The sequence below is a fragment of the Devosia sp. 919 genome, assembly GCF_013185965.1.
In the GTDB taxonomy this organism is placed as follows: Bacteria; Pseudomonadota; Alphaproteobacteria; order Rhizobiales; family Devosiaceae; genus Devosia.
This window is the reverse complement of record NZ_JABAOL010000001.1, coordinates 2,418,026-2,437,247: the sequence shown is the minus strand read 5'-3', so window position 1 is coordinate 2,437,247 and position 19,222 is coordinate 2,418,026. Positions and strand designations below refer to the sequence as shown.

Genomic DNA, 19,222 nt, shown 5'->3' with positions numbered 1-19,222 from the left:
GGGTCGGCTCCTATGGTGCTGCGGGAGCGGGAACGGGTGCTGAGCCCCCGGTCAGCTCGGCAAAGTGGCAGGCGACGTGCTGGCCGGGCTCGATTTCGCGTAGGGCCGGATCGTCGGTCTTGCAGATATCCTGCGCCAGCGGGCAACGGGGATGAAAGTGACATCCACTGGGAGGGTTGAGCGGGCTGGGCATTTCGCCACGCAGGCGTTTGCGGCTCTGGCGCAGTCGCGGATGGGGCACCGGCGCCGAGGCCAGCAGGGCCTGGCTATAGGGGTGGCGTGGGGCGACATAGAGCTTGGCTTTGGGCGCTGTTTCGACGATCCGGCCCAGATACATCACCGCGATGCGGTCGGCGATATGTTTGACCACCGCCAGGTCGTGCCCGATGAACAGGTAGCTCATCGCCAGCTCTTCCTGCAGATCCTGCAGCAGGTTGATCACTTGGGCCTGAACGGAAACGTCCAGCGCCGAAACGGCCTCGTCGCAGATTATGAATTTGGGCTTGGGCGCAATGGCCCTGGCAATGCCGATGCGCTGGCGCTGCCCGCCGGAGAATTCGTGCGGATGGCGCTGGGCGTGCCTTCTGGACAGGCCCACCTTCTCGAGCAGTTCGCCAGCATAGTTGGTGAGCTCGGCCGACGAGCGCTCGCCCTGCGCGTAGAGCGGCTCGAGGATGATGTCCTCCACCTGCATGCGCGGATTGAGCGAGGCATGCGGATCCTGGAAAATGATCTGGAGATTGCGCCGCAGCCGCCGCAAGTCGCGTGGATCGGCTCCCACGAGTTCAGTGCCCATGAAGCGCACGGTGCCGGCGGTGGGTTCGATCAATTGCAGGATCAGTCGCCCGGTGGTGGACTTGCCGCAGCCACTTTCGCCCACGAGGCCCAGCGTCTCACGCTCGCCGACCGAAAAGCTGACCTTGTCGACAGCCTTGACCAGCGGCTTGTCGCGCTGGAACCAGTTTTCCGAGCGGGTCTCGAAACGTTTGACGAGTCCCTCGACCTCAAGCAGTGCGGTCATGCCAGAGCCTCCAGTGCGAGTTTGGGGGCGCGGATGCAGGCCGCCTTCTGTCCACCGGGCAAAGCCAAGAGCGGCGGCTGCGCCGTGGTGCATTCAGGGATCGCCTTGGGGCAGCGCGGCGCGAACAGGCATCCGGGCGGCAAGGCACCGGGCGAGGGCATGCCGCCGGGGATGGTGACGAGCCGCCGGGCGGTGCCCCCCATATCCGGCGTGCTGCCGAGCAGGCCCTCGGTATAGGGATGCTGGGGCTCGTCGAAGAGCTGAAAGATACCGGCTTCCTCGACCACGCGACTGGCATACATCACCACCACCCGGTCAGCGACTTCGGCCATGACGCCCATATTGTGACTGATCAGGATGATGGCGGCGCCCAGTTCTTCCCGCAGCCCATTGAGCAGGTCGAGCAGTTGCGCCTGGATGGTCACGTCGAGCGCCGTGGTCGGTTCGTCGGCGATCAGCAGCCGCGGCGAACAGGCAAGCGCGATGGCAATCATCACGCGCTGACGCATGCCACCGCTCATCTGGTGCGGATAGTCTTCCAGCCGACGGCGCGGGGACGGGATGCCGACCTTGTCGAGCAGGTCCACGGCACGGTCGGCGGCCGCCTTCTTGCTCATGCGGTCCTGCGCGGTAACCGCCTCCATGATCTGGTCGCCCACGGTAAAGACCGGGTTGAGCGAGGTCATGGGCTCCTGGAAGATCATGCCCAGCTGCTTTCCGCGCAGGTGCCGCAGCTCCCGCTGTGACATGGCCAGCATGTCACGGCCTTCGAACTGCAGGCTGCCGCGAAGCTGGGCCGTCGGTGGCAGCAGGCCCATTATCGCCAAAGCTGTGACGCTCTTGCCCGAGCCGGATTCACCGACAATACCCAGCAATTCGCCGGGATGGACGTCAAAGCTTGCCGAATTGACCGCCAGGACATGTCCCTTGCCGGCAGGAAAGCCGACCGAGAGGTCCCTGACGCTGAGAAGGGGCGTCCGGGTCATCACTGTTCCACTTTCATGCGGGGGTCGAGCACGTCGCGAAGGCCGTCGCCCAAGAGGTTGAGACCGAGCACAGTTACGGCGATGGCGACGCCCGGCACCATGGTGAGCCAGGCAGCTTCGCGCATATAGGCGCGGCCTTCCGAGATCAGCACGCCCCAGCTGGGCACGGTGGGTGGCGATCCGAGGCCGAGAAAGCTCAGCACAGCCTCCGAGAGGATGGCATAGGCAAAGACGAAGCTGAGCTGGACGATCAGGGGCGCCATGCAGTTGGGCAGGATATGCTTGGTTATGATGCGTGCGTCCGTTGCCCCCGAGGCACGCGCCGCCTGCACATAGTCCAGTTCACGCACCACCAGGATCGATGCGCGCACCACGCGGGCGGTCCGAGGGATGTAGACGACGGCCAGGGCCACAATTGCCGTAACTGCCGATGGCCCGAGGGCGGCTGCAATGCCGATGGCCAACAGCACCGCCGGAAACGCCATCAAGGCGTCAGCGACGCGCATCAGGATATTGTCGAGACGCCGATAATAGCCGGCGAGTGCCCCGAGCAGCACGCCGAACACGGCGTTGAGCAGGATGACCGCAAAGCCGATGCCCAAGCTCAGCCGGGCGCCATAGAGCACCCGGCTCAGCATGTCACGGCCCAGATTGTCGGTGCCGAGCAGGAATTGCCAGGAGGGGGGCTGGAAGCGGTCGCGGATCGACAGCGCATTGGGGTCGGTCCCCACCAGCAGCGGTCCCACGAGCGCGGCAAGGCAGATGAAGCCGAACAGCAGGCTGCCCAGAGCGAAAGCGCGGTTGGCCAGCATACGACGCATGGTTGCGCGGGTACGGGCGAAACGGGGCGGCACCGTCAGGGCGAGATCGGTCATTTGCCGCCTCCCACACGGATGCGCGGGTCGAGCCAGGTATAGAGCACGTCGACAACGATATTGAGCAGCAGCAGCGCTGCGGTGACGAAGAGCAGCCCGCCCTGGATCATCGGATAGTCGCGGCTGGAAATGGCGTTGCCCAGCAGGGAGCCGATACCGGGCACCCCGAAAATGGTCTCGATGACGATCGAGCCCGACAGCAGGACCGAGAGGATCAGTCCGAGCACCGTCACGACGGGCATCATGACATTGGCCAGGGCGTGCTTGCCGACGACCTTCCACTCCGAAATCCCCTTAGATCGGGCGGTGCGGATATAATCCTGGCTCAGCACTTCGAGCATGGTGGACCGGGTGATGCGGGTCAGCAGCCCCGCCTGCAGCAGCGCCAAGGAGACAGCCGGCATGGTTGCGGTGCGCAGCCAGCCAATGGGATCCTGGGAGAACGGCACATAACCCCCGGTTGGCAGCCAACCCAGATTGACCGAGAACAGCACGATCATCACCAGCGCCAGCCAGAAATTGGGCAGCGATACCCCGATCAGCGCGAAGATCGTTGCCGCCTGGTCAAGCCAGCGATTGTGGTTGAGCGCGGCGATGATGCCGGTCGACAGGCCCAGGGCAATGGTGAGGACAAGCGAATAGATGGCGATGCCGATGGTGACGGGCGAACGCTGGATCACCGCCTCGGTGACCGGAATGCCCAGCAGCAGCGAACGCCCCAGATCGCCCTGCAGCAGGTTGGCATAGAACGTCCAGATCTGCACATGAAGCGGCTGGTCGAGGCCGAGATTGGCCCGGATCTGTGCCAGGTCCTGCGCGCTGGCGGAGGGCCCGCCGATCACCGTCGCCGCATCCCCCGGGATCAGGTAGATGATCCCGAAGGCCATGAGGCTGACCAGGAACAGGATGGGGATCGCCTGCAGCAGGCGGCTGATCGAATATCCTAGCAAATGACGATCCCCGATGTTGGAGACCGGGCCGGTCGACCCGGCCCGGCGTGACTACTGCTCAAGCCAGACGTTTGATACGCGCGTATTGTAGTAGGGCTGGTAGCCCTCCACCGTCGCGAGCACGCCCTGGGCATTCGACATGATGCCGAACGGGATGGCCATCACGTTCTCAAAAGCGATCGCCTGGGCCTCGGCAAAGGCTTCGCGCCTGGCGTCGAGGTCGACCCCGGCCTCGATCTTTTCGAAAGCCGCGTTGAACGCCTCGTCACCGGCATTGTCCACGGGCTTGTAGACATTGTTGGGATTGGCGAGGTTGCGCAGCGAAGTCGGCCCGCCCTGCGCCGTTACCGTGGCCCAGAAGGTGAAGAAGATGTTCCAGCCAGCGGTTTCCTTCTCACTGGTGGCGAGCGCGGTCGGCCAGTCGAGCACCCGCAATTCGGCGTTCATCCCGGCGGCCTGCAGCTGTGCCGCCATCACCAGTGCACTGTTGTACATGTTGGGGAACTGCTGGTTGGTCAGCAGCACGATGGGCTCGTTGTTATAGCCTGACTCGGCGAGCAGAGCCTTGGCCTTTTCCAGATCGTGCTGGTTGTAGAATTCCTCGCCGGCGGTCGAGTAATAACCGGTGTCGGGAAACTGGAACGATGGGTTGAGCTTGAAAGCACCGTCAGTGGCCGCCTCCATGATTTCTTCCATGTCGAGTGCGGCCAGGATCGCCTGACGCACCTGCAGGTTGTCCGTCGGTGGCGCCGACCAGTTGGGATAGGCCACGTTGAGCGCGAAGTTCTCGAGCCGCACCAGCTCGATCCCCTCGGTGCCGGCGAGCCGTTCCTGGGAAATCGTCGGCACGTTTTCCACGATGTGGACCTCGCCGGTTTCCAGTGCGGCCATGCGGGCGCCTGGCTCGGTCAGCATGCGGAAGGTGACGGTATCGACGCAGGCCTGCTTGTGTCCGGCAAAGCCAGACAGGCCGGGGAAGCTGTCATTGGCGACATAATCGTCATAACGCTCGAGCTTGACGAAGCTGTCGGGGACGAACTCGGCGAACTTGAACGGACCGGTTCCGATCGGCTCGATCTGTCCGGCCGGCTTGGCTGCCTCTTCGGCCGGCAGGATGACGATCGGCACGGTGTAGGACGAGAGGCTTTCAAGGAATGTCGGCTGCGCCTCATTGAGCGTAATGACGAAGGTCTTGTCATCGGTTGCTTCCCAGGAGGCGACGACGTCGAGCGTCGCGCGATTGACGCCCAGTTCCTTGTAGCGGTCAAAGGAGGCAACGACGTCGGCGGTGGTCAGGGGCTCGCCATTGTGGAACTTGACGCCATCGCGCAGCACGAAGGTGTAGGTGAGCCCATCATCGCTCACCTCGATCAAGGCGGCGAGATCAGGGGCCGGATTCATGTTTTCGTCGCGAATGACCAGGGTTTCGAAGATGTTCATGGCCACGTTGCGGGTCGCCGAAGAGGTGGCGGTATGCTGGTCAAGCGTTGGCACGCCGGATTCAATGCCCACGATCAGATCGCCACCGGTCGCCGGACAGGTAAAGGCCTCCTGGGCCATTACGCTGGTCGTCGACATGAGGGCGGTTAGCGCGCCAGGCACAAGCAAGTTCAGAAGTCTACGAGAAGGCATATGACACTCCCATTTGGCTTTGGACCGATATGCGCCGGCGGTCGTCCATAATCCGCCGTCAGAGGCTGAGCCCACCGTGCCACCAGTGCTGGAACGGGTTGGAATAAAGGATGGAGTCGATGGTCTCGGTGCTGACCCGGGGCAGTGCGGTGCCTTCGACCTGCGCGTTGATGTTGCGCAGGCCGTCGATGCTCTCGCGCACATGGGCGAATGGGAAATCGGTGCCCCAGAAGATCTTGTCGCGCTCGGTGATGCGGTATTCCTGGGCCGTGATCAGGATGTTGTAGAACTGCCAGGGGCGGTAAAACAGGGCGGACACTTCGCAATAGACATTGGGGCGCTTGCGCGCGACCACGATGCACTCCTCGGCCCAGGGATGGGCCATGTGCGCCATGATCATCTTGAGCTCGGGATAGCGCCCGGCGATTTCGTCGACCGCCAGCGGGCGGCCATATTCGATCGGCGCGTTCTGGGCGAATGTCGTGCCCATATGCATGGTCAGGGGCAGGTTGTTCCTGACGCAATATTCGTAGACCGGCACCATGCGCGGATCGAGCAGCGACACACCGTTGTAGATCGGTCCGAACTTGACGCCCTTGAGCTTGAGGTCCTCGACCGCATGCTCGAGTAGGTCCATGGCGTCGGCACGGCGCGGATCGACGGCCGCAAAGCCAACGAACTTGTCCGAATATTTGCGAACGGCCTCTGCGGTAACCTCGTCATCGCCATCGATGCCAGCGCTGTCGGCGTAGCGCAGCGTAAAGACGATCGCCTTGTCGACGTCGGCCATGGCGGCATAGACCGTATCGGGATCCGCCAGCGGGCTTACGGCGCCAGGGCGCGCATGGGTGGTCCCGGCGGCAAACAGCGGCCGCACATGCTCGGGCTTCCAGAGGTTAACGTGGCAATCGACGATCATGGTCCGCCCCCTACAGCACGCCGAATTCGTCATAGACATCGGCAAGGCGACGCCCTGCGAGCAGCGCGTCGCGCGTCTTGTTCTCGCCCTTGAGCTTTTCGTAGGCCAGCGCCACGACCTCGGCTTCGATGGCCTTCGGAATCACCACGACCCCGTCGGCATCGCCGAACAGGATGTCGCCCGGATTGATCCGGACACCGGCGCATTCCACCGGCACGTCGATCGCGATCACCTCGCCACGCCCCTTGCTGTCGAGTGGACCAATGCCGGCATGAAACAGCGGGAATTCCAACTCGCGGACATGCCGGATGTCGCGCACCAGGCCGTCCATCACCGCACCGGCGGCGCCGCGGACCTTCGAGGCCGTGCTGAGCAGCCCGCCCCAGGGGGCAATGCGACCCGTGGCGCCGCAGGCACAGACCGCAACCTCGTCCGCACCCAGGCTGTCGACCAGCTTGATTTCGAGTTCATAGGGGTTTTCGCCAGCCTGCGGCCGCGCATAGACGTCGGCATAGAGCATGGTTCGCGCCCGCCCCACCATGACAAGGGTTTCGTCCAGCGGACGGATGCGAGCCGGCAGCGCCTGATGCATATACCCCAGCTCATCAAGGGTATCGGACAGCAGGGCACAAAAGAAATGCTCCCGCATCTGGGCAATAAGGTTGTCGTCTGACTGGCTCGGCAGGGTCATCGTCACATCCACGCTTTATCGTTAAAGTTGTGTCGCGGATTTTTCTTCGCGTCAAGCGGCCCTGACGATATTTCTGGCAGGAATGTTTGGTGCCTAAATTACAGCCTAGGTAAGAGACGTCTCAACTCGATGCGGCGGCGACGAATTCCACCGGCAGGACGATGTCCGGCGCCGAGAAGGCCCCTGTGCGAAAATTCGTCAACAGCTCCTCGCCCGCGCGCAAACCCATCTGGTAAGCGGCCGAGCGCACCGTCGTCAGCGCAGGCTTGCTGTATGCTGACAGATCGAAGGCGTTAAACCCGGTCACGCCCACTGTCTCTGGCACGGCGATCGCGTGGGCCGACAGCCATAGTAGGGCCGCCATGGCCATGCGATCGTTACCCCCGATAACCGCATCGGGCACGCCATGTGCGGCCACGGCCGCTGCGAGGGCCGTCTCGGTGTCGCCCAACCCCTCGTCGCCGCAGCGCACCAGGATGAGCTGGGCCCCGGCGCCCGCACAAACTTCCCGCACCCCCGACTCGCGCTCGTTCATCGCCGGCCATTCCTCGGCCGGCAGCAGCATCATGATGCGGCGCGCGCCGCGCGACAGCACGTGCCGGGCGATTTCCCTGGCGCCTCCCCGATCGTCCTGGCGGATCGTGCACACGCCGGGCGCCACCAGATGCTCCTGCACCAGCACGAGCGGCATGCCAAGGCTCAACAGCCGTTGCGTCAGGCTCTGACGCTGCTGTGCCGTTCCCGAGAGCAGCGCGCAGACCCCATCGGCCTCGATCTGGGACAGCAGCGGCGCATTCTCGAAATTGGCGTAACGAACCCCCTGCAACACAAGGGTATAGCCGTTGTCGGCGGCCACATTGGACAAGCCGGCAATGACCTGGTTGGTAAAGGGATCGCTCAAAAAGGCCGGCACGTCGTCGAGCACCAGCATGCCGATGGCATTGCGCCGCCCGCTCCGCAGACGCCGCGCCACCGAATGGGGCCGATAGCCCAACAGTTCGACGGCGGCGACCACTTTGGCCCGCGTTTCCTCACTGACCTGGCCGCTGCGCTGATTGAGCACATTCGACACCGTCATCGGCGTCACCCCCGCCAGCCGGGCAACGTCCTTGAGCGTTATAGTCCCGGTCCCGCCGAACTTCCTGTTGAAATCAGAAACCATCTTCCGCTCGCTAAGCTCACACCGGGCAGTATCGGGGCGCCCGCGAGCGGTCAATGTTGCCCGCTTCTGCCGCCAGCCGTCCACACCGAACGGCCCACGGCTGCCTCCCCGTCGCGAAATTGGTAGTAGACCACCCCTTTGCCTTCATCATTGAAGCGTTCTCTGCTGAACGGCTGCATTTGGCAAAATCCGCGAGGGGCGCGAATGTCCCGAATGGGGCGCACTCCTGCCCACCAGCTACGACCCTATTCCAGACCAATCTTCAAAGAGGATTGTGCGGCACTTTAGCGCGCAAGCAATGATTGTGGATAGTCCGACTTCAACCTGGGTGGAGGGTCTCGGGAGGCGCATATCGCCGAAGCACGTGGCCGCTTTGGTATGAACGACTACAAGTCCATCCGGCGTTGGTCGAGCAAGTATCCAGGCAAGCGGAAGCCCCTTCGACCCGAAGACACCATCGCGGCACACGCGGAGACCAGGAGCTTCCTCGATTCTCATCTGGAGCAAAGGTCAAAAACTCCGACCGTCGTTGTGACCCATCACGCGCCGCTATCAGAAAGCATCGACGTCACTGCGCGTCTATCGTGGTGCTATGCGAGCCGGATAGATTATCTTTTCGATGGCGACGCTGGTCCAGCACTATGGCTGCACGGTCATATTCATCAGCCGGTCGACTATGTTCGCGGAGCTACGAGGGTTGTCAGCAATCCCCGTGGCTACGCCTTCACTGATGAGCAACGTGAGAGGAAATTCAATCCGGGTCTGGTGATCGAGGTGCCAATCTAGGATCTTCCCGATAGGGCCGCACTCAAAGCCCTAAACGCGACTATGTCGGAGCGTCTTCCATCGCCTAGCAAGCAGAAAAGCCCCGGTTCCCGGGGCTTTTCTTTGGGTTCTGCTCTGAGAGCGGAACTGTTGCGTCGTTTGGGTGAGCACTAACTGTCGATATGCATAACCTTTGCGCGCATCCACATTCGGCGGCCGACTAACCCTCAGCTACAACCAGTCGTCGTACCGCAGGTATCACACTTCAAACATGTGCCGTTTCGGACCATCGTGAAGTTGTGGCACTCGGTGCATTGGTCGCCGGTATAGCCTTTCATCTGGGCTTCGGCGCGGAGCACGCCCGTGTCCTTGGACGGGGGCGGGGTTGGGATGGGGTGGAGCTCGGCGGCGTTGAGGGCAGTCGGGGTCGGGTCGATCTTGAGGGCCGTGGCCGAGCGCAGCGTGGTCACCGTCGAGGCGGAGGCTGCCGGCGCCGCGTAGTGCGCGGCCTGGGCGGTGGGGACCAGCATCAGCGAGGCGTTCTGCGTGCGGCCACGGGTCATGCCGCGGGACACGAACTTTTCGGCTGGAACCGGTGCCGGGCTGGCGGAAGCCGAGGGGCGCGCATGGTGTTCCTCATCAACGCCACCGGAAAGCGAGGTGGGGCTGTCGGGGTTCACATGGGCCAGGTCGTCGCGGTCGAGATAGGAAACGGCGAGTTCGCGGAACACGTAATCGAGGATCGACGTCGCGTTCTTGATCCGGTCATTGCCCATGACCATGCCAGCGGGCTCGAAGCGGGTGAAGGTGAAGGCCTCCACATATTCGTCCAGCGGTACGCCATATTGCAGGCCCAGCGAAATGGCGATGGCGAAGTTGTTCATCATGGCACGGAAGGCGGCGCCTTCCTTGTGCATGTCGATGAAGATTTCGCCCAGGCGACCATCGTCATATTCGCCGGTGCGCACATAAACCTTGTGGCCACCGACCACGGCCTTCTGGGTGTAGCCCTTGCGGCGATCGGGCATCTTTTCGCGCGAGCGCACTTCCACTTCGCGCTCGATGATGCGCTCGACGATCTTTTCGGCGATCGCGGGGACGCGGGCATCGGCGTTCATGGCGACAAGGTTCTCGACGTGATCCTCGTCCTCATCCTCGTCGGCTGCGGCGAGCACGGAGGAGTTGAGCGGCTGGGAGAGCTTGGAGCCATCGCGATAGAGCGCATTTGCCTTGAGCGCCAGGCGCCAGGACAGCATATAGGCCTGCTTGGCGTCCTCCACGGTCGCGTCATTGGGCATGTTGATGGTCTTGGAAATGGCGCCCGAGATAAAGGGCTGGGCCGCCGCCATCATCAGGATATGCGAGTCAACCGACAGGTAGCGCTTGCCGATCTTGCCGCAGGGGGTGGCGCAATCGAACACGGGCAGATGCTGGTCCTTGAGGTGCGGCGCGCCTTCGAGGGTCATGGCGCCGCAAACATGGATATTGGCGGCCTCGATGTCCTTTTTGGAAAAACCAAGGAAGGGCAGCAGCTCGAACGAGAAGTCGTTCATCTGCTCTTCGGTGACGCCGAGCGACTTGAGGAAATCGACACCCAGGGTCCACTGGTTGAAGATGAACTTGATGTCGAAGGCGGATGCGGTCGCAGCGTTGAGCGCGGCGATCTTGTCATCGGTGAAACCCTTGGCGCGCAGCGTCGATGGGTTGACGCCCGGTGCCTGGTTCAGGTTGCCGTGGCCCACGGCATAGGCTTCCATTTCGGCAATCTGGGATTCCGAATAGCCGAGGGTGCGCAGGGCCGGGGGCACGGCACGGTTGATGATCTTGAAGTAGCCGCCGCCAGCGAGCTTCTTGAACTTCACCAGGGCGAAATCGGGCTCGATGCCGGTGGTGTCGCAATCCATGACAAGGCCGATCGTACCGGTGGGGGCGATCACGGAAACCTGGGCGTTGCGATAGCCATGGGCTTGGCCGAGTGCGAGGGCATTGTCCCAGGCGAGCTTGGCGCGCTCGCTGAGGTTGGCGTCAATCAGCGAGGCATGATCGAGCGGCACGGGGGTGATGGAGAGACCCTCATAGCCCTCGGCATTGCCATGGGCGGCGTTGCGATGGTTGCGGATGACGCGCAGCATATGGGGGGCGTTGCGCTTGTAGTCCTTGAAGGGGCCGAGCTCCTTGGCCATCTCGGCCGAGGTGGCGTAGGCGACGCCGGTCAGGATGGCGGTGACGGCACCGGCAATGGCACGGCCTTCGGCGGAGTCATAGGGAATGCCCGAGGTCATCAGGAAGCCACCGATATTGGCGTAGCCGATGCCCAGCGTGCGGTATTCGAACGAGCGTTCCGCAATGGAGCGCGAGGGGAACTGCGCCATCATCACCGAGATTTCGAGCACAATGGTCCAAAGGCGGACGGTGTGCTCATAGGCCGAGGTGTTGAACGAGCTATCGGGGTTGCGATAGGGCAGCAGGTTCACCGAAGCGAGATTGCACGCGGTGTCGTCGAGGAACATGTATTCCGAGCACGGATTGGACGCGTTGATCGGGCCGGCCGCGGGCGAGGTGTGCCACTCATTGATGGTGGTGTGGTACTGGATGCCAGGATCGGCCGAAGCCCAGGCGGCATAGCCGACCTGTTCCCACAGATCGCGCGCCTTGAGGGTCTTGGTGACCTTGCCATCCTTGCGAGCGGTCAGGTTCCAGTCGCCATCGGTTTCGACCGCCTTGAGGAAGTCGTCGGTGACGCGCACGGAATTGTTGGAGTTCTGGCCCGACACGGTCAGGTAAGCCTCGGAATCCCAATCGGTGTCGTAGATGGGGAATTCGAGATCGGTATAGCCCTGCTTGGCGAACTGGATGACGCGGTAGATGTAGTTCTCGGGCACCAGCGCCTTTTTGGCGGCGCGCACTTCGCGCTTGAGGGCGGGGTTGAGGGTCACGTCAAAGCAATCGTCACCATTGCCTTCGCAATTGACGCAGGCCTTCATGATGGCCTTGAGGTGCTTGGAGACGGTCTTGGAGCCGGTCACGAGCGCCGCGACCTTCTGTTCTTCCTTGACCTTCCAGTTGATATATTCCTCGATATCGGGGTGATCGATATCGATCACCACCATCTTGGCGGCGCGACGGGTGGTGCCGCCCGACTTGATGGCGCCGGCAGCACGGTCACCGATCTTGAGGAAGCTCATCAGGCCAGAAGAACGGCCGCCGCCGGAAAGCTTTTCGCCACCGCCACGGAGCTTGGAGAAGTTGGTGCCGGTGCCCGAGCCATATTTGAAGAGGCGCGCTTCACGCACCCAAAGATCCATGATGCCGTTGTCATTGACGAGGTCGTCGTTGACCGACTGGATAAAACAGGCATGCGGCTGGGGATGTTCGTAGGAGCTCCTGGACTGCACGAGCTTGTGGGTGAAGGGATCAACATAGAAGTGGCCCTGGCCGGGACCATCGATGCCATAGGCCCAGTGCAGGCCGGTGTTGAACCATTGCGGCGAGTTGGGGGCGACGCGCTGGGTGGCGAGCATGTAGCAGAGCTCGTCAAAAAAGGCGCGGGCATCGTCCTCGCTGTCGAAATAGCCGCCCTTCCAGCCCCAATAGGTCCAGGTGCCGGCAAGGCGATCAAAGACTTGGCGCGAGTCCATTTCCGAGCCGAAGCGTTCGGCTTCCGGCAGCTTGGCGAGCGCGGCTTCGTCAGGGACGGAGCGCCACAGCCAGGACGGAACGGAGTTTTCCTCAACCTTCTTGAGCGCACGGGCTACGCCGGCCTTGCGGAAGTACTTCTGCGCAATAATGTCGGCAGCGACCTGGCTCCAGGTTGCGGGAATCGCGATGTTCTCGAGCTTGAAAACGACCGAGCCATCCGGGTTGCGAATCTCGCTCGTGGCGGAGCGGAATTCGATTGACGCGTAGCGGTCCTCGGCGGCGGCAGTGAAACGGCGATCGATCTTCATGGTGGCCTCGATTGATGCGGTTTGAGACTGGCGAGCTTAGTGGCCAGACTCCGGTGTTGGGTCATCGATACCATCTCCCGCGAAGCTGTCGACGGGAGAAAATTCGCTAGAGCTTGTGCGTGAGCTGCTGGCACTGATCTATATATAGTACCAGCCTGTGAAAAACGAGGAAAACCGGGGGTTCGCGAAACCGTTATCAAATCGTTAATGGATGATGATAAGGACGCCGCGTTCGGGCTCGATTGAGCGAAGAGTCAGGAGTCCTAAGGGCTTACCGAAATGCCGGCTGGCTGCGACTCTGGACCGCACGGGAGTCAATGGCAAAAAATCGAGCTGTGCGGAGCAGGGGGGGCCTTGTGTTTGCCGAGCGTTCTTGTTCCCCGCACGAAACCCTAGTGTCGCCATATGCAGCATGGTAAAGGCACTGCAGCCCCAACGCGGGCACAAGACTGATGTGGAACGCCCGATGAAAGACTTTCTCCTTGAGATTTTCCGTTGGTGGCACGGCCAGACCTGGGGCACCAGGCTGTGGCTGAAGCGGCACGGCGAGTTCGTGGGAACGGACCAGTTCGGCAACCGCTACTACAAGGACAAGAAGAGCAATCGGCGCTACGTGACCTATAACGGGCCAGCCGATGCCTCGAACATTCCCCCAGGCTGGTATGGCTGGATGCACGGGCGCACGGACCTGCCGCCCACCCAAGACACCTACACCCCCCATGCCTGGGAAAAGCCGCACCAGCGCAACATGACCGGCACGGCCGAGGCTTACCGTCCCGATGGCAGCCTGCTCAAATCGGGCGAGCGTCCCCGGGTGACGGGTGACTATGAAGCCTGGTCGCCTGAATAGGCCGAGACTTTGCGCTTCACTGATTTAGAGCCACTGCGCCTTTGGCGCCGAATCGCCGTGCTCGGCACCATTCTGGTGCTCGCCGTGCCAGGGTCGGCCGTCGCCCAGCCCATCGCCAATCCGGTCGCGACCTTTGCCGGGCTCGACAAGATCACCGGGCGCATCACGCGCTTTGACGTTTATGTCGACGAAACCGTGCTGTTCGGCGCGCTCGAGATCACGCCGCACGTTTGCTACAACCGGGCGCCAACCGAAACCCAGCAACGCACCTCCGCATTCTTGGAAGTGGAGCAGCGCAGCCTGCAGGGCGTGAGCAAGCGCATTTTCACCGGCTGGATGTTTGCAGACAGCCCGGCGCTCAACGCCGTGGACCATGCGGTTTATGATGTTTGGCTGGTGGAGTGCAAAACCTCCACCGATGTACCGCCGCCGGACGCGCGCTAAGATAAAATTCCCCTGGGCTGCAATTCTTGTGGCGGGCCTGTCGGCTTGGCAGGTCCACGCGCGTCCTGTTCCTGATCAAACCAGGAGAACACGATGCTGAGCTTGCCCCAGATCGTTGAACGGCCTGAACAGGCCTATGCCTATCTACCGTTCCGGGTCCGAATGGATGAGATGAAACTCCCGGCCGACCAGGGATTTCCGAAGCTGTTCGGTTTTCTAGGCGAACAGGGCACCGCCCCCAGCTCTGCGCCCTTTTACAATTATCGCCGCATCAACATGGCCGAGACCCTCGATGTCGAGGCTGGCGTGCCCGTGGCGCAGCCCGGGCAGGAGGCAGATGGCGTAAGGTTCGGCGTGTTGCCGGCGGGGCGCTATGTGACCCTGGACTGGCACGGCCACTACGATGCACTCGAGCAGGTAACGGCCATGCTGATCGGCTGGACGAGGTTGGTGGGCCTCGAGTTCGACATGGTCGAGAAAGCCGAAGGGGATCATTTCGCCTGTCGGCTAGAGATCTACGAGACCGATCCGAGCGAGGTCCCCAACCCGGAGGATTGGGTGACCACGCTGGCGTTTAAGCTCAAGCCCTGACAGTAGTTTCGATGCTGCTGTGGCGGGCAGTCAGCAGGGGGATCACGATCTCCATTACGCCGATCAGCACATGGGGCCACCAGATCCGATCGGCGAAGCCGAACAACCATGGCGAAGCTGCCAGCAGCAGACCGCTGGCAATGTCGAGGCCCAGATGCACCGGCATGGGGATGAGCTTGGCAATACTCAGCTCGTAGCGGGTGAGCAGGCTGTAGATGAGCGCGGTAACGCCCAAGATCATCGGCACCCATTGGGCCGCCGTTCCATCGGCAAAGCCGAGAATATAGGGCGCGAGGATCAGAACAATAGCGACGATATAGTCGATGACGCCATGGACGCGAGTTGGAATCATGGTCAGTTCTCCGGTTGTTTGGCGTCAACTGGAGCGGGGGACCTAAGTTCCGCAAGCAGCGCAGCGCTTAGACCATGTTATGGCAGCTGTGCTTGTTGCTTGCCGCTAGAACAGGTTGTCGAGCGCATTGTAGTAGCGGTAGCGGACCTCGTCCCATTCGGCGCCATAGCTGGCGAGGAATTGGGCGACACGTTCCTCGCCAATATTGTACTGGATGCTGCGGCAGGCTAGCGCCAGGTCCTGCCAAAGATCGGCCACGCCCAACCGAGCGCAATCAACCATGCCAGAAAAGCGCCCATCAGACGCAAGAATGTTGGGCGCGCAAGCATCGCCGTGAGTGACGATGCTGTCGCGGCTGGTGGGCCTGTTGCGGTGCAACCAGTCGAGCACAGCCCCTGCGCTCCACCCCTGCTGGTCGGGCCCGAAGTCGGTTTCGTCGACAAGGCCGGCCGCAACCTGGGCCTGTGCGGCGGCGAGGCGCTGATCGAGGCTATGGTCGAATGGGCAGGTGCGGGGATCCAGGGCGTGCAGCCGCCGCAAGCCTTGAGCGTAGATGCGGACAAACTCGGCTTTGTCCACCATCCAATGGGTAAGATCCTGGCCGGGCACCGCAGTCATGAGCAGCCATAGTCCGCCCTGGGTCTCATCCGTGTCGACGATGCGCGGCGCCTTGAAGCCCATGCGGGTGAGCCAGCCAAGGCGGTCGATCTCCCCAGGCAGTTCCGCCAGCGGATGGTTGGCTTCGCTTTTGAGGAAAACCGCGTTGCCATCGCTGAGGGCGATGCGCCAGACCCGCGCACCGGACTTGCCGATGGTGATCGGTGTCCAGTCGCGTGCGGCCAGATCAGCGAATTTCGGGGGAAGGTCCGCAGGTATGGTCATTGGCGGTCAATCGCGTGCCAGTCGCCTTGCAGGAGAAGCGCATTGCCCAAGCGCTCCTCGTAATCTGCCCGCGCAATTTCGATGCCGCCGAGCGATGCCAGGTGATCGGTGACAAACTGGGTGTCGAGCAGTGTGAAGCCGCCTGCATTGAGCCGATCCACCAGATGGGCGAGGGCCATCTTGCTGGCATTGGTGGCGCGGTGAAACATGGATTCGCCAAAGAATGCGCCACCGATAGCGAGGCCATAAAGGCCGCCCACCAGGTCCGGCCCATCCCACACTTCCACAGTGTGGGCAATGCCGCGACGGAACAGTTCGCCATAAACCGAGCGGATGGTGGCGTTGATCCAGGTGCTGCGCCGATCCTTACCCACGGTGGCACAGCCTTCGATGATGGCGGGAAAATCGGTATCAACGCGGATGGTGAAGGGGGATTTGCGGATCGCTTTGCGCAGGCTGGCGGAAAGATGAAAACCATCCAGCGGAATAATGCCGCGCATTTCCGGGCTGACCCAGAACACGTCCTTGTCGGCGGCGTCCTCCGCCATGGGAAATATGCCCGCGCGATAAGCCCGGATGATCAACTCCGGGGTGATCTCGATGCTGAACGGGTCAGGACGGCGCGGCATTTGTGTGGCTGCAACTCCTGGAGCGGTGTGCCCGCCCCGTGGTTCGAGGCTCGTGAAGAACTCGCACCAGACCATAGCCCCTATAACAGGGCGGTAGAAAAGCCCCCATGGTCAATGCGCCACCCAGCGCCGGACCACGAGGGCTTGAAGTCTAGACCTTGTTGGCGGCGAGGTATTTTTCGAGCCAGTGGATGTCGTAGTCGCCAGCCAGGATTTCCGGCTCCTTGATCAAGCGCTGGAACAAGGGCAGGGTGGTCTTGACCCCATCGATGACGAATTCATCGACGGCGCGGCGCAAGCGCTGCAGGCATTCCTCGCGGGTGCGGCCGTAGACAATGAGCTTGCCGATTAGCGAGTCGTAATAGGGCGGGATCTTGTAGCCCTGGTAAACGGCAGAATCGACGCGCACGCCCACGCCACCGGCCGGGTGGTAGAAGGTGATTGTGCCGGGCGAGGGAGCAAAGGTCTGCGGGTCCTCGGCATTGATCCGCACTTCGATGGCGTGGCCATAGAAGTTGATCTTGTCCTGCGTCATCGAGAGCGCCTCGCCCGAGGCGACGCGAATCTGCTCATAGACGATGTCGATGCCGGTGATGCGCTCGGTGACGGGGTGTTCCACCTGAAGGCGGGTGTTCATTTCGATGAAATAGAACTCGCCATTCTCGTAGAGGAACTCGACCGTGCCTGCGCCGGAGTATTTGAGCTTGCGCATGGCTGCGGCGCAAATCTCGCCGATCCGGTCGCGTTCCTCAGGCAGGATGGTCGGGCCGCCCGCTTCTTCCCAGACCTTCTGGTGGCGGCGCTGCAGCGAGCAGTCGCGCACGCCCAGATGAACGGCGTTGCCCTGACCATCGCCCAGCACCTGCACTTCGATGTGGCGCGGCTTGCCCAGGTATTTTTCCATGTAAACGGAATCATTGCCAAAAGCGGCCTTGGCTTCCGAGCGGGCCGTGGACCAAGCCACCAGCAGTTCGGCTTCGCTATGGGCGACCTTCATGCCGCGCCCGCCGCCACCGGCGGTGGCCTTGATCAGCACGGGATAGCCGATTTCGGCCGCCGTGGAGATGGCGTCCTCATCGTTCTCGACGGCGCCGGCGGAACCCGGCACAACGGGAATGCCCAGCTCAACGGCGGTCTTTTTGGCCGTGATCTTGTCGCCCATGATCTCGATATGGTGCGCGGAAGGGCCAATGAAGGTGACGTTGTGCTCGGTCAAAATTTGAGCGAAGCGAGCGTTCTCGGACAAGAAGCCATAGCCGGGATGCACTGCATCGGCGCCGGTGATCTCGCAGGCGGCCATGATCGAGGGGATGTTGAGATAGCTGTCCTTGGCGGCGGGGGGGCCAATGCAGACGCTTTCATCGGCGAGGCGCACATGCATGGCATTGGCATCGGCGGTGGAGTGAACCGCAACGGTCTGGATGCCCAGCTCCTTGCAGGCGCGCAGGATGCGCAGCGCGATCTCGCCGCGATTGGCGATCAGAACCTTCTGGAACACGGGGCCGCCTCCTATTCGATGACGACGAGCGGCTCGCCGTATTCCACCGGCTGCGCGTCCTGCACCAGGATGCGGACAACAGTGCCGGAGCGATGGGCGGGGATCTGGTTCATGGTTTTCATGGCTTCGATGATCAAAAGGGTCTGACCCTCGGTGACCTTGGAGCCAACTTCGGCAAAGGCGGGCTTGCCGGGTTCGGGCGAGCGGTAAGCGGTGCCGACCATGGGCGAAGTCAAGGTGCCGGGATTGGAGGCGAGGTCCTCAATCGCGGCGGGCGCAGCAGCCGGCACGGAGCCGGCAGGGGCCAGCGGAATGGCCACTGCTGGCGCAGGCGCGTATTGCGGCGGGGCTGCGTAGGTGACCGTCTCGCTGGCGTAGGACCGGGTGACGCGGACGCGGAAATCTTCTTGTTCAATCTCGATCTCGGCGAGATTTTCCTTGTTGAGGAGTTCGGCGATGGCGCGGACCAGATCCTGATCCACTTGCGATGACTTGCTCATTCTTGTTGGTCTCCCGCGCTTGCGCGTCGATCGTTGTTTACAGTTTTTCAGCCAGTGCCTGGAGCGCCAGCTTATAGCCGAGCGCCCCAAAGCCGCAAAGCACACCCACAGCAACGGCTGAGACAAAGGAATGGTGCCGGAATGGCTCACGCTGGTGAATATTGGAAAGGTGGACTTCGGCTACCGGCAAGCCGACGGCCTTGAGGGCATCGGCAATGGCCAGGCTCGTGTGCGAATAGGCGGCCGGGTTGATCAGGATGGCATCGGCCGTGGCGCGCGCGTCCTGAATCCAGGTGACCAGCTCGCCTTCATGATTGGACTGCCGGAAATCGACGCTGAGGCCGAGTTCGGTCGCCGTATCCCGGCACAGGTTCTCAATATCCTTGAGGGTATTGGAGCCGTAGATGCCGGGCTCGCGGATGCCCAGAAGATTGAGATTGGGTCCGTTGAGTACGAGTACGCGCTTAGCCATGAAGGTCGCCTTTGCACCGGCGGTTGAGGGCCGGAAGTTCGTCGGTTACACGACTC

General features: G+C 62.3%; 19 protein-coding genes. 4 read left to right on the top strand and 15 right to left on the bottom strand.

From position 1 onward, the window contains the following. Window positions 1-10 precede the first annotated feature (10 nt). The 8 genes from HRQ64_RS11905 to HRQ64_RS11870 all read right to left on the bottom strand — a co-directional run bounded on the left by HRQ64_RS11905 (window position 11) and on the right by HRQ64_RS11870 (window position 8,236). Window positions 11-1,021: an ABC transporter ATP-binding protein gene (locus HRQ64_RS11905; RefSeq protein ID WP_172123437.1), complete on the bottom strand. Its 1,011-nt coding sequence runs from the start codon at window positions 1,019-1,021 to the stop codon at window positions 11-13. Beyond that, the gene (locus HRQ64_RS11900) at window positions 1,018-2,007 is read right to left on the bottom strand and encodes an ABC transporter ATP-binding protein (protein ID WP_172123436.1); all 990 of its coding nucleotides are present in this window, start codon (window positions 2,005-2,007) and stop codon (window positions 1,018-1,020) included. Before HRQ64_RS11900 ends, HRQ64_RS11905 begins: the two co-directional genes overlap by 4 nt. Next, entirely contained in the window at window positions 2,007-2,882 is an 876-nt protein-coding gene (locus tag HRQ64_RS11895) for an ABC transporter permease (protein WP_172123435.1), read from the bottom strand. The genes HRQ64_RS11900 and HRQ64_RS11895 overlap by 1 nt, the downstream gene beginning before the upstream one ends. After that, a complete protein-coding gene (locus HRQ64_RS11890) occupies window positions 2,879-3,832 on the bottom strand; it encodes an ABC transporter permease (RefSeq protein ID WP_172123434.1) in 954 nt (317 codons plus the stop codon). The genes HRQ64_RS11895 and HRQ64_RS11890 overlap by 4 nt, the downstream gene beginning before the upstream one ends. Before the next feature lie 51 nt (window positions 3,833-3,883). Beyond that, window positions 3,884-5,410, bottom strand: coding sequence for an ABC transporter substrate-binding protein (locus tag HRQ64_RS11885; RefSeq protein ID WP_172123433.1), 1,527 nt, complete (start codon window positions 5,408-5,410; stop codon window positions 3,884-3,886). Window positions 5,411-5,522: 112 nt separating this feature from the next. Then, window positions 5,523-6,383 carry an amidohydrolase family protein gene (locus tag HRQ64_RS11880; RefSeq protein ID WP_172123432.1) on the bottom strand — a complete coding sequence of 287 codons (861 nt, stop codon included), beginning with the start codon at window positions 6,381-6,383 and terminating at the stop codon, window positions 5,523-5,525. A gap of 10 nt (window positions 6,384-6,393) precedes the next feature. After that, a complete protein-coding gene (locus tag HRQ64_RS11875; protein WP_210258546.1) occupies window positions 6,394-7,074 on the bottom strand; it encodes an RraA family protein in 681 nt (226 codons plus the stop codon). A 121-nt stretch (window positions 7,075-7,195) separates the two neighbouring features. After that, window positions 7,196-8,236, bottom strand: a complete 1,041-nt coding sequence (locus HRQ64_RS11870; RefSeq protein ID WP_172123431.1) for a LacI family DNA-binding transcriptional regulator — start codon at window positions 8,234-8,236, stop codon at window positions 7,196-7,198. 378 nt (window positions 8,237-8,614) lie between these two features. Between HRQ64_RS11870 and HRQ64_RS11865 the strand changes: the two genes are divergently transcribed. Further along, a complete protein-coding gene (locus HRQ64_RS11865) occupies window positions 8,615-9,022 on the top strand; it encodes a metallophosphoesterase (protein ID WP_172123430.1) in 408 nt (135 codons plus the stop codon). Between the two features lie 206 nt (window positions 9,023-9,228). Here HRQ64_RS11865 and HRQ64_RS11860 read toward each other — a convergent pair whose 3' ends face one another. Next, window positions 9,229-12,948: a vitamin B12-dependent ribonucleotide reductase gene (locus HRQ64_RS11860; RefSeq protein WP_172123429.1), complete on the bottom strand. Its 3,720-nt coding sequence runs from the start codon at window positions 12,946-12,948 to the stop codon at window positions 9,229-9,231. Window positions 12,949-13,414: 466 nt separating this feature from the next. Between HRQ64_RS11860 and HRQ64_RS11855 the strand changes: the two genes are divergently transcribed. From HRQ64_RS11855 to HRQ64_RS11845, 3 genes are all read left to right on the top strand, one after another. After that, entirely contained in the window at window positions 13,415-13,798 is a 384-nt protein-coding gene (locus HRQ64_RS11855) for an NADH:ubiquinone oxidoreductase subunit NDUFA12 (protein WP_172123428.1), read from the top strand. 33 nt (window positions 13,799-13,831) lie between these two features. After that, entirely contained in the window at window positions 13,832-14,242 is a 411-nt protein-coding gene (locus HRQ64_RS11850) for a DUF2155 domain-containing protein (protein WP_172124996.1), read from the top strand. A gap of 93 nt (window positions 14,243-14,335) precedes the next feature. Further along, window positions 14,336-14,833: a GyrI-like domain-containing protein gene (locus tag HRQ64_RS11845; RefSeq protein WP_172123427.1), complete on the top strand. Its 498-nt coding sequence runs from the start codon at window positions 14,336-14,338 to the stop codon at window positions 14,831-14,833. On the opposite strand, the gene HRQ64_RS11840 is transcribed toward HRQ64_RS11845, so the two are convergent. The 6 genes from HRQ64_RS11840 to aroQ all read right to left on the bottom strand — a co-directional run bounded on the left by HRQ64_RS11840 (window position 14,823) and on the right by aroQ (window position 19,166). Continuing rightward, complete coding sequence (locus HRQ64_RS11840; RefSeq protein ID WP_172123426.1) at window positions 14,823-15,185, bottom strand: SPW repeat protein; 363 nt, start codon at window positions 15,183-15,185, stop codon at window positions 14,823-14,825. The two genes, HRQ64_RS11845 and HRQ64_RS11840, sit on opposite strands and share 11 nt — an antisense overlap. A 105-nt stretch (window positions 15,186-15,290) precedes the next feature. Next, on the bottom strand, window positions 15,291-16,067 hold the full coding sequence (locus HRQ64_RS11835; protein ID WP_172123425.1) for an APH(3') family aminoglycoside O-phosphotransferase: 777 nt from the start codon (window positions 16,065-16,067) through the stop codon (window positions 15,291-15,293). Next, entirely contained in the window at window positions 16,064-16,696 is a 633-nt protein-coding gene (aat, locus tag HRQ64_RS11830) for a leucyl/phenylalanyl-tRNA--protein transferase (protein ID WP_172123424.1), read from the bottom strand. Before aat ends, HRQ64_RS11835 begins: the two co-directional genes overlap by 4 nt. Window positions 16,697-16,847: 151 nt before the next feature. After that, on the bottom strand, window positions 16,848-18,194 hold the full coding sequence (gene accC / locus HRQ64_RS11825) for an acetyl-CoA carboxylase biotin carboxylase subunit (RefSeq protein ID WP_127753207.1): 1,347 nt from the start codon (window positions 18,192-18,194) through the stop codon (window positions 16,848-16,850). Window positions 18,195-18,205: 11 nt separating this feature from the next. Then, window positions 18,206-18,694, bottom strand: a complete 489-nt coding sequence (gene accB, locus HRQ64_RS11820; RefSeq protein ID WP_172123423.1) for an acetyl-CoA carboxylase biotin carboxyl carrier protein — start codon at window positions 18,692-18,694, stop codon at window positions 18,206-18,208. Between the two features lie 37 nt (window positions 18,695-18,731). After that, window positions 18,732-19,166 carry a type II 3-dehydroquinate dehydratase gene (gene aroQ, locus HRQ64_RS11815; protein ID WP_127753205.1) on the bottom strand — a complete coding sequence of 145 codons (435 nt, stop codon included), beginning with the start codon at window positions 19,164-19,166 and terminating at the stop codon, window positions 18,732-18,734. Between the last annotated feature and the right edge of the window lie 56 nt (window positions 19,167-19,222).

Excerpts from the sequence above, each read along its gene's own strand:
- HRQ64_RS11905 (WP_172123437.1), bottom strand. The coding sequence starts at position 1,021 with ATGACCGCACTGCTTGAGGTCGAGGGACTCGTCAAACGTTTCGAGACC.
- HRQ64_RS11900 (WP_172123436.1), bottom strand. The coding sequence starts at position 2,007 with ATGACCCGGACGCCCCTTCTCAGCGTCAGGGACCTCTCGGTCGGCTTT.
- HRQ64_RS11895 (WP_172123435.1), bottom strand. The coding sequence starts at position 2,882 with ATGACCGATCTCGCCCTGACGGTGCCGCCCCGTTTCGCCCGTACCCGC.
- HRQ64_RS11885 (WP_172123433.1), bottom strand. The coding sequence starts at position 5,410 with ATGTCGACGACCAGCGTAATGGCCCAGGAGGCCTTTACCTGTCCGGCG.
- HRQ64_RS11880 (WP_172123432.1), bottom strand. The coding sequence starts at position 6,383 with ATGATCGTCGATTGCCACGTTAACCTCTGGAAGCCCGAGCATGTGCGG.
- HRQ64_RS11875 (WP_210258546.1), bottom strand. The coding sequence starts at position 7,074 with ATGACCCTGCCGAGCCAGTCAGACGACAACCTTATTGCCCAGATGCGG.
- HRQ64_RS11870 (WP_172123431.1), bottom strand. The coding sequence starts at position 8,236 with ATGGTTTCTGATTTCAACAGGAAGTTCGGCGGGACCGGGACTATAACG.
- HRQ64_RS11865 (WP_172123430.1), top strand. The coding sequence starts at position 8,615 with ATGAACGACTACAAGTCCATCCGGCGTTGGTCGAGCAAGTATCCAGGC.
- HRQ64_RS11860 (WP_172123429.1), bottom strand. The coding sequence starts at position 12,948 with ATGAAGATCGATCGCCGTTTCACTGCCGCCGCCGAGGACCGCTACGCG.
- HRQ64_RS11855 (WP_172123428.1), top strand. The coding sequence starts at position 13,415 with ATGAAAGACTTTCTCCTTGAGATTTTCCGTTGGTGGCACGGCCAGACC.
- HRQ64_RS11845 (WP_172123427.1), top strand. The coding sequence starts at position 14,336 with ATGCTGAGCTTGCCCCAGATCGTTGAACGGCCTGAACAGGCCTATGCC.
- HRQ64_RS11840 (WP_172123426.1), bottom strand. The coding sequence starts at position 15,185 with ATGATTCCAACTCGCGTCCATGGCGTCATCGACTATATCGTCGCTATT.
- HRQ64_RS11835 (WP_172123425.1), bottom strand. The coding sequence starts at position 16,067 with ATGACCATACCTGCGGACCTTCCCCCGAAATTCGCTGATCTGGCCGCA.
- aat (WP_172123424.1), bottom strand. The coding sequence starts at position 16,696 with ATGCCGCGCCGTCCTGACCCGTTCAGCATCGAGATCACCCCGGAGTTG.
- accB (WP_172123423.1), bottom strand. The coding sequence starts at position 18,694 with ATGAGCAAGTCATCGCAAGTGGATCAGGATCTGGTCCGCGCCATCGCC.
- aroQ (WP_127753205.1), bottom strand. The coding sequence starts at position 19,166 with ATGGCTAAGCGCGTACTCGTACTCAACGGACCCAATCTCAATCTTCTG.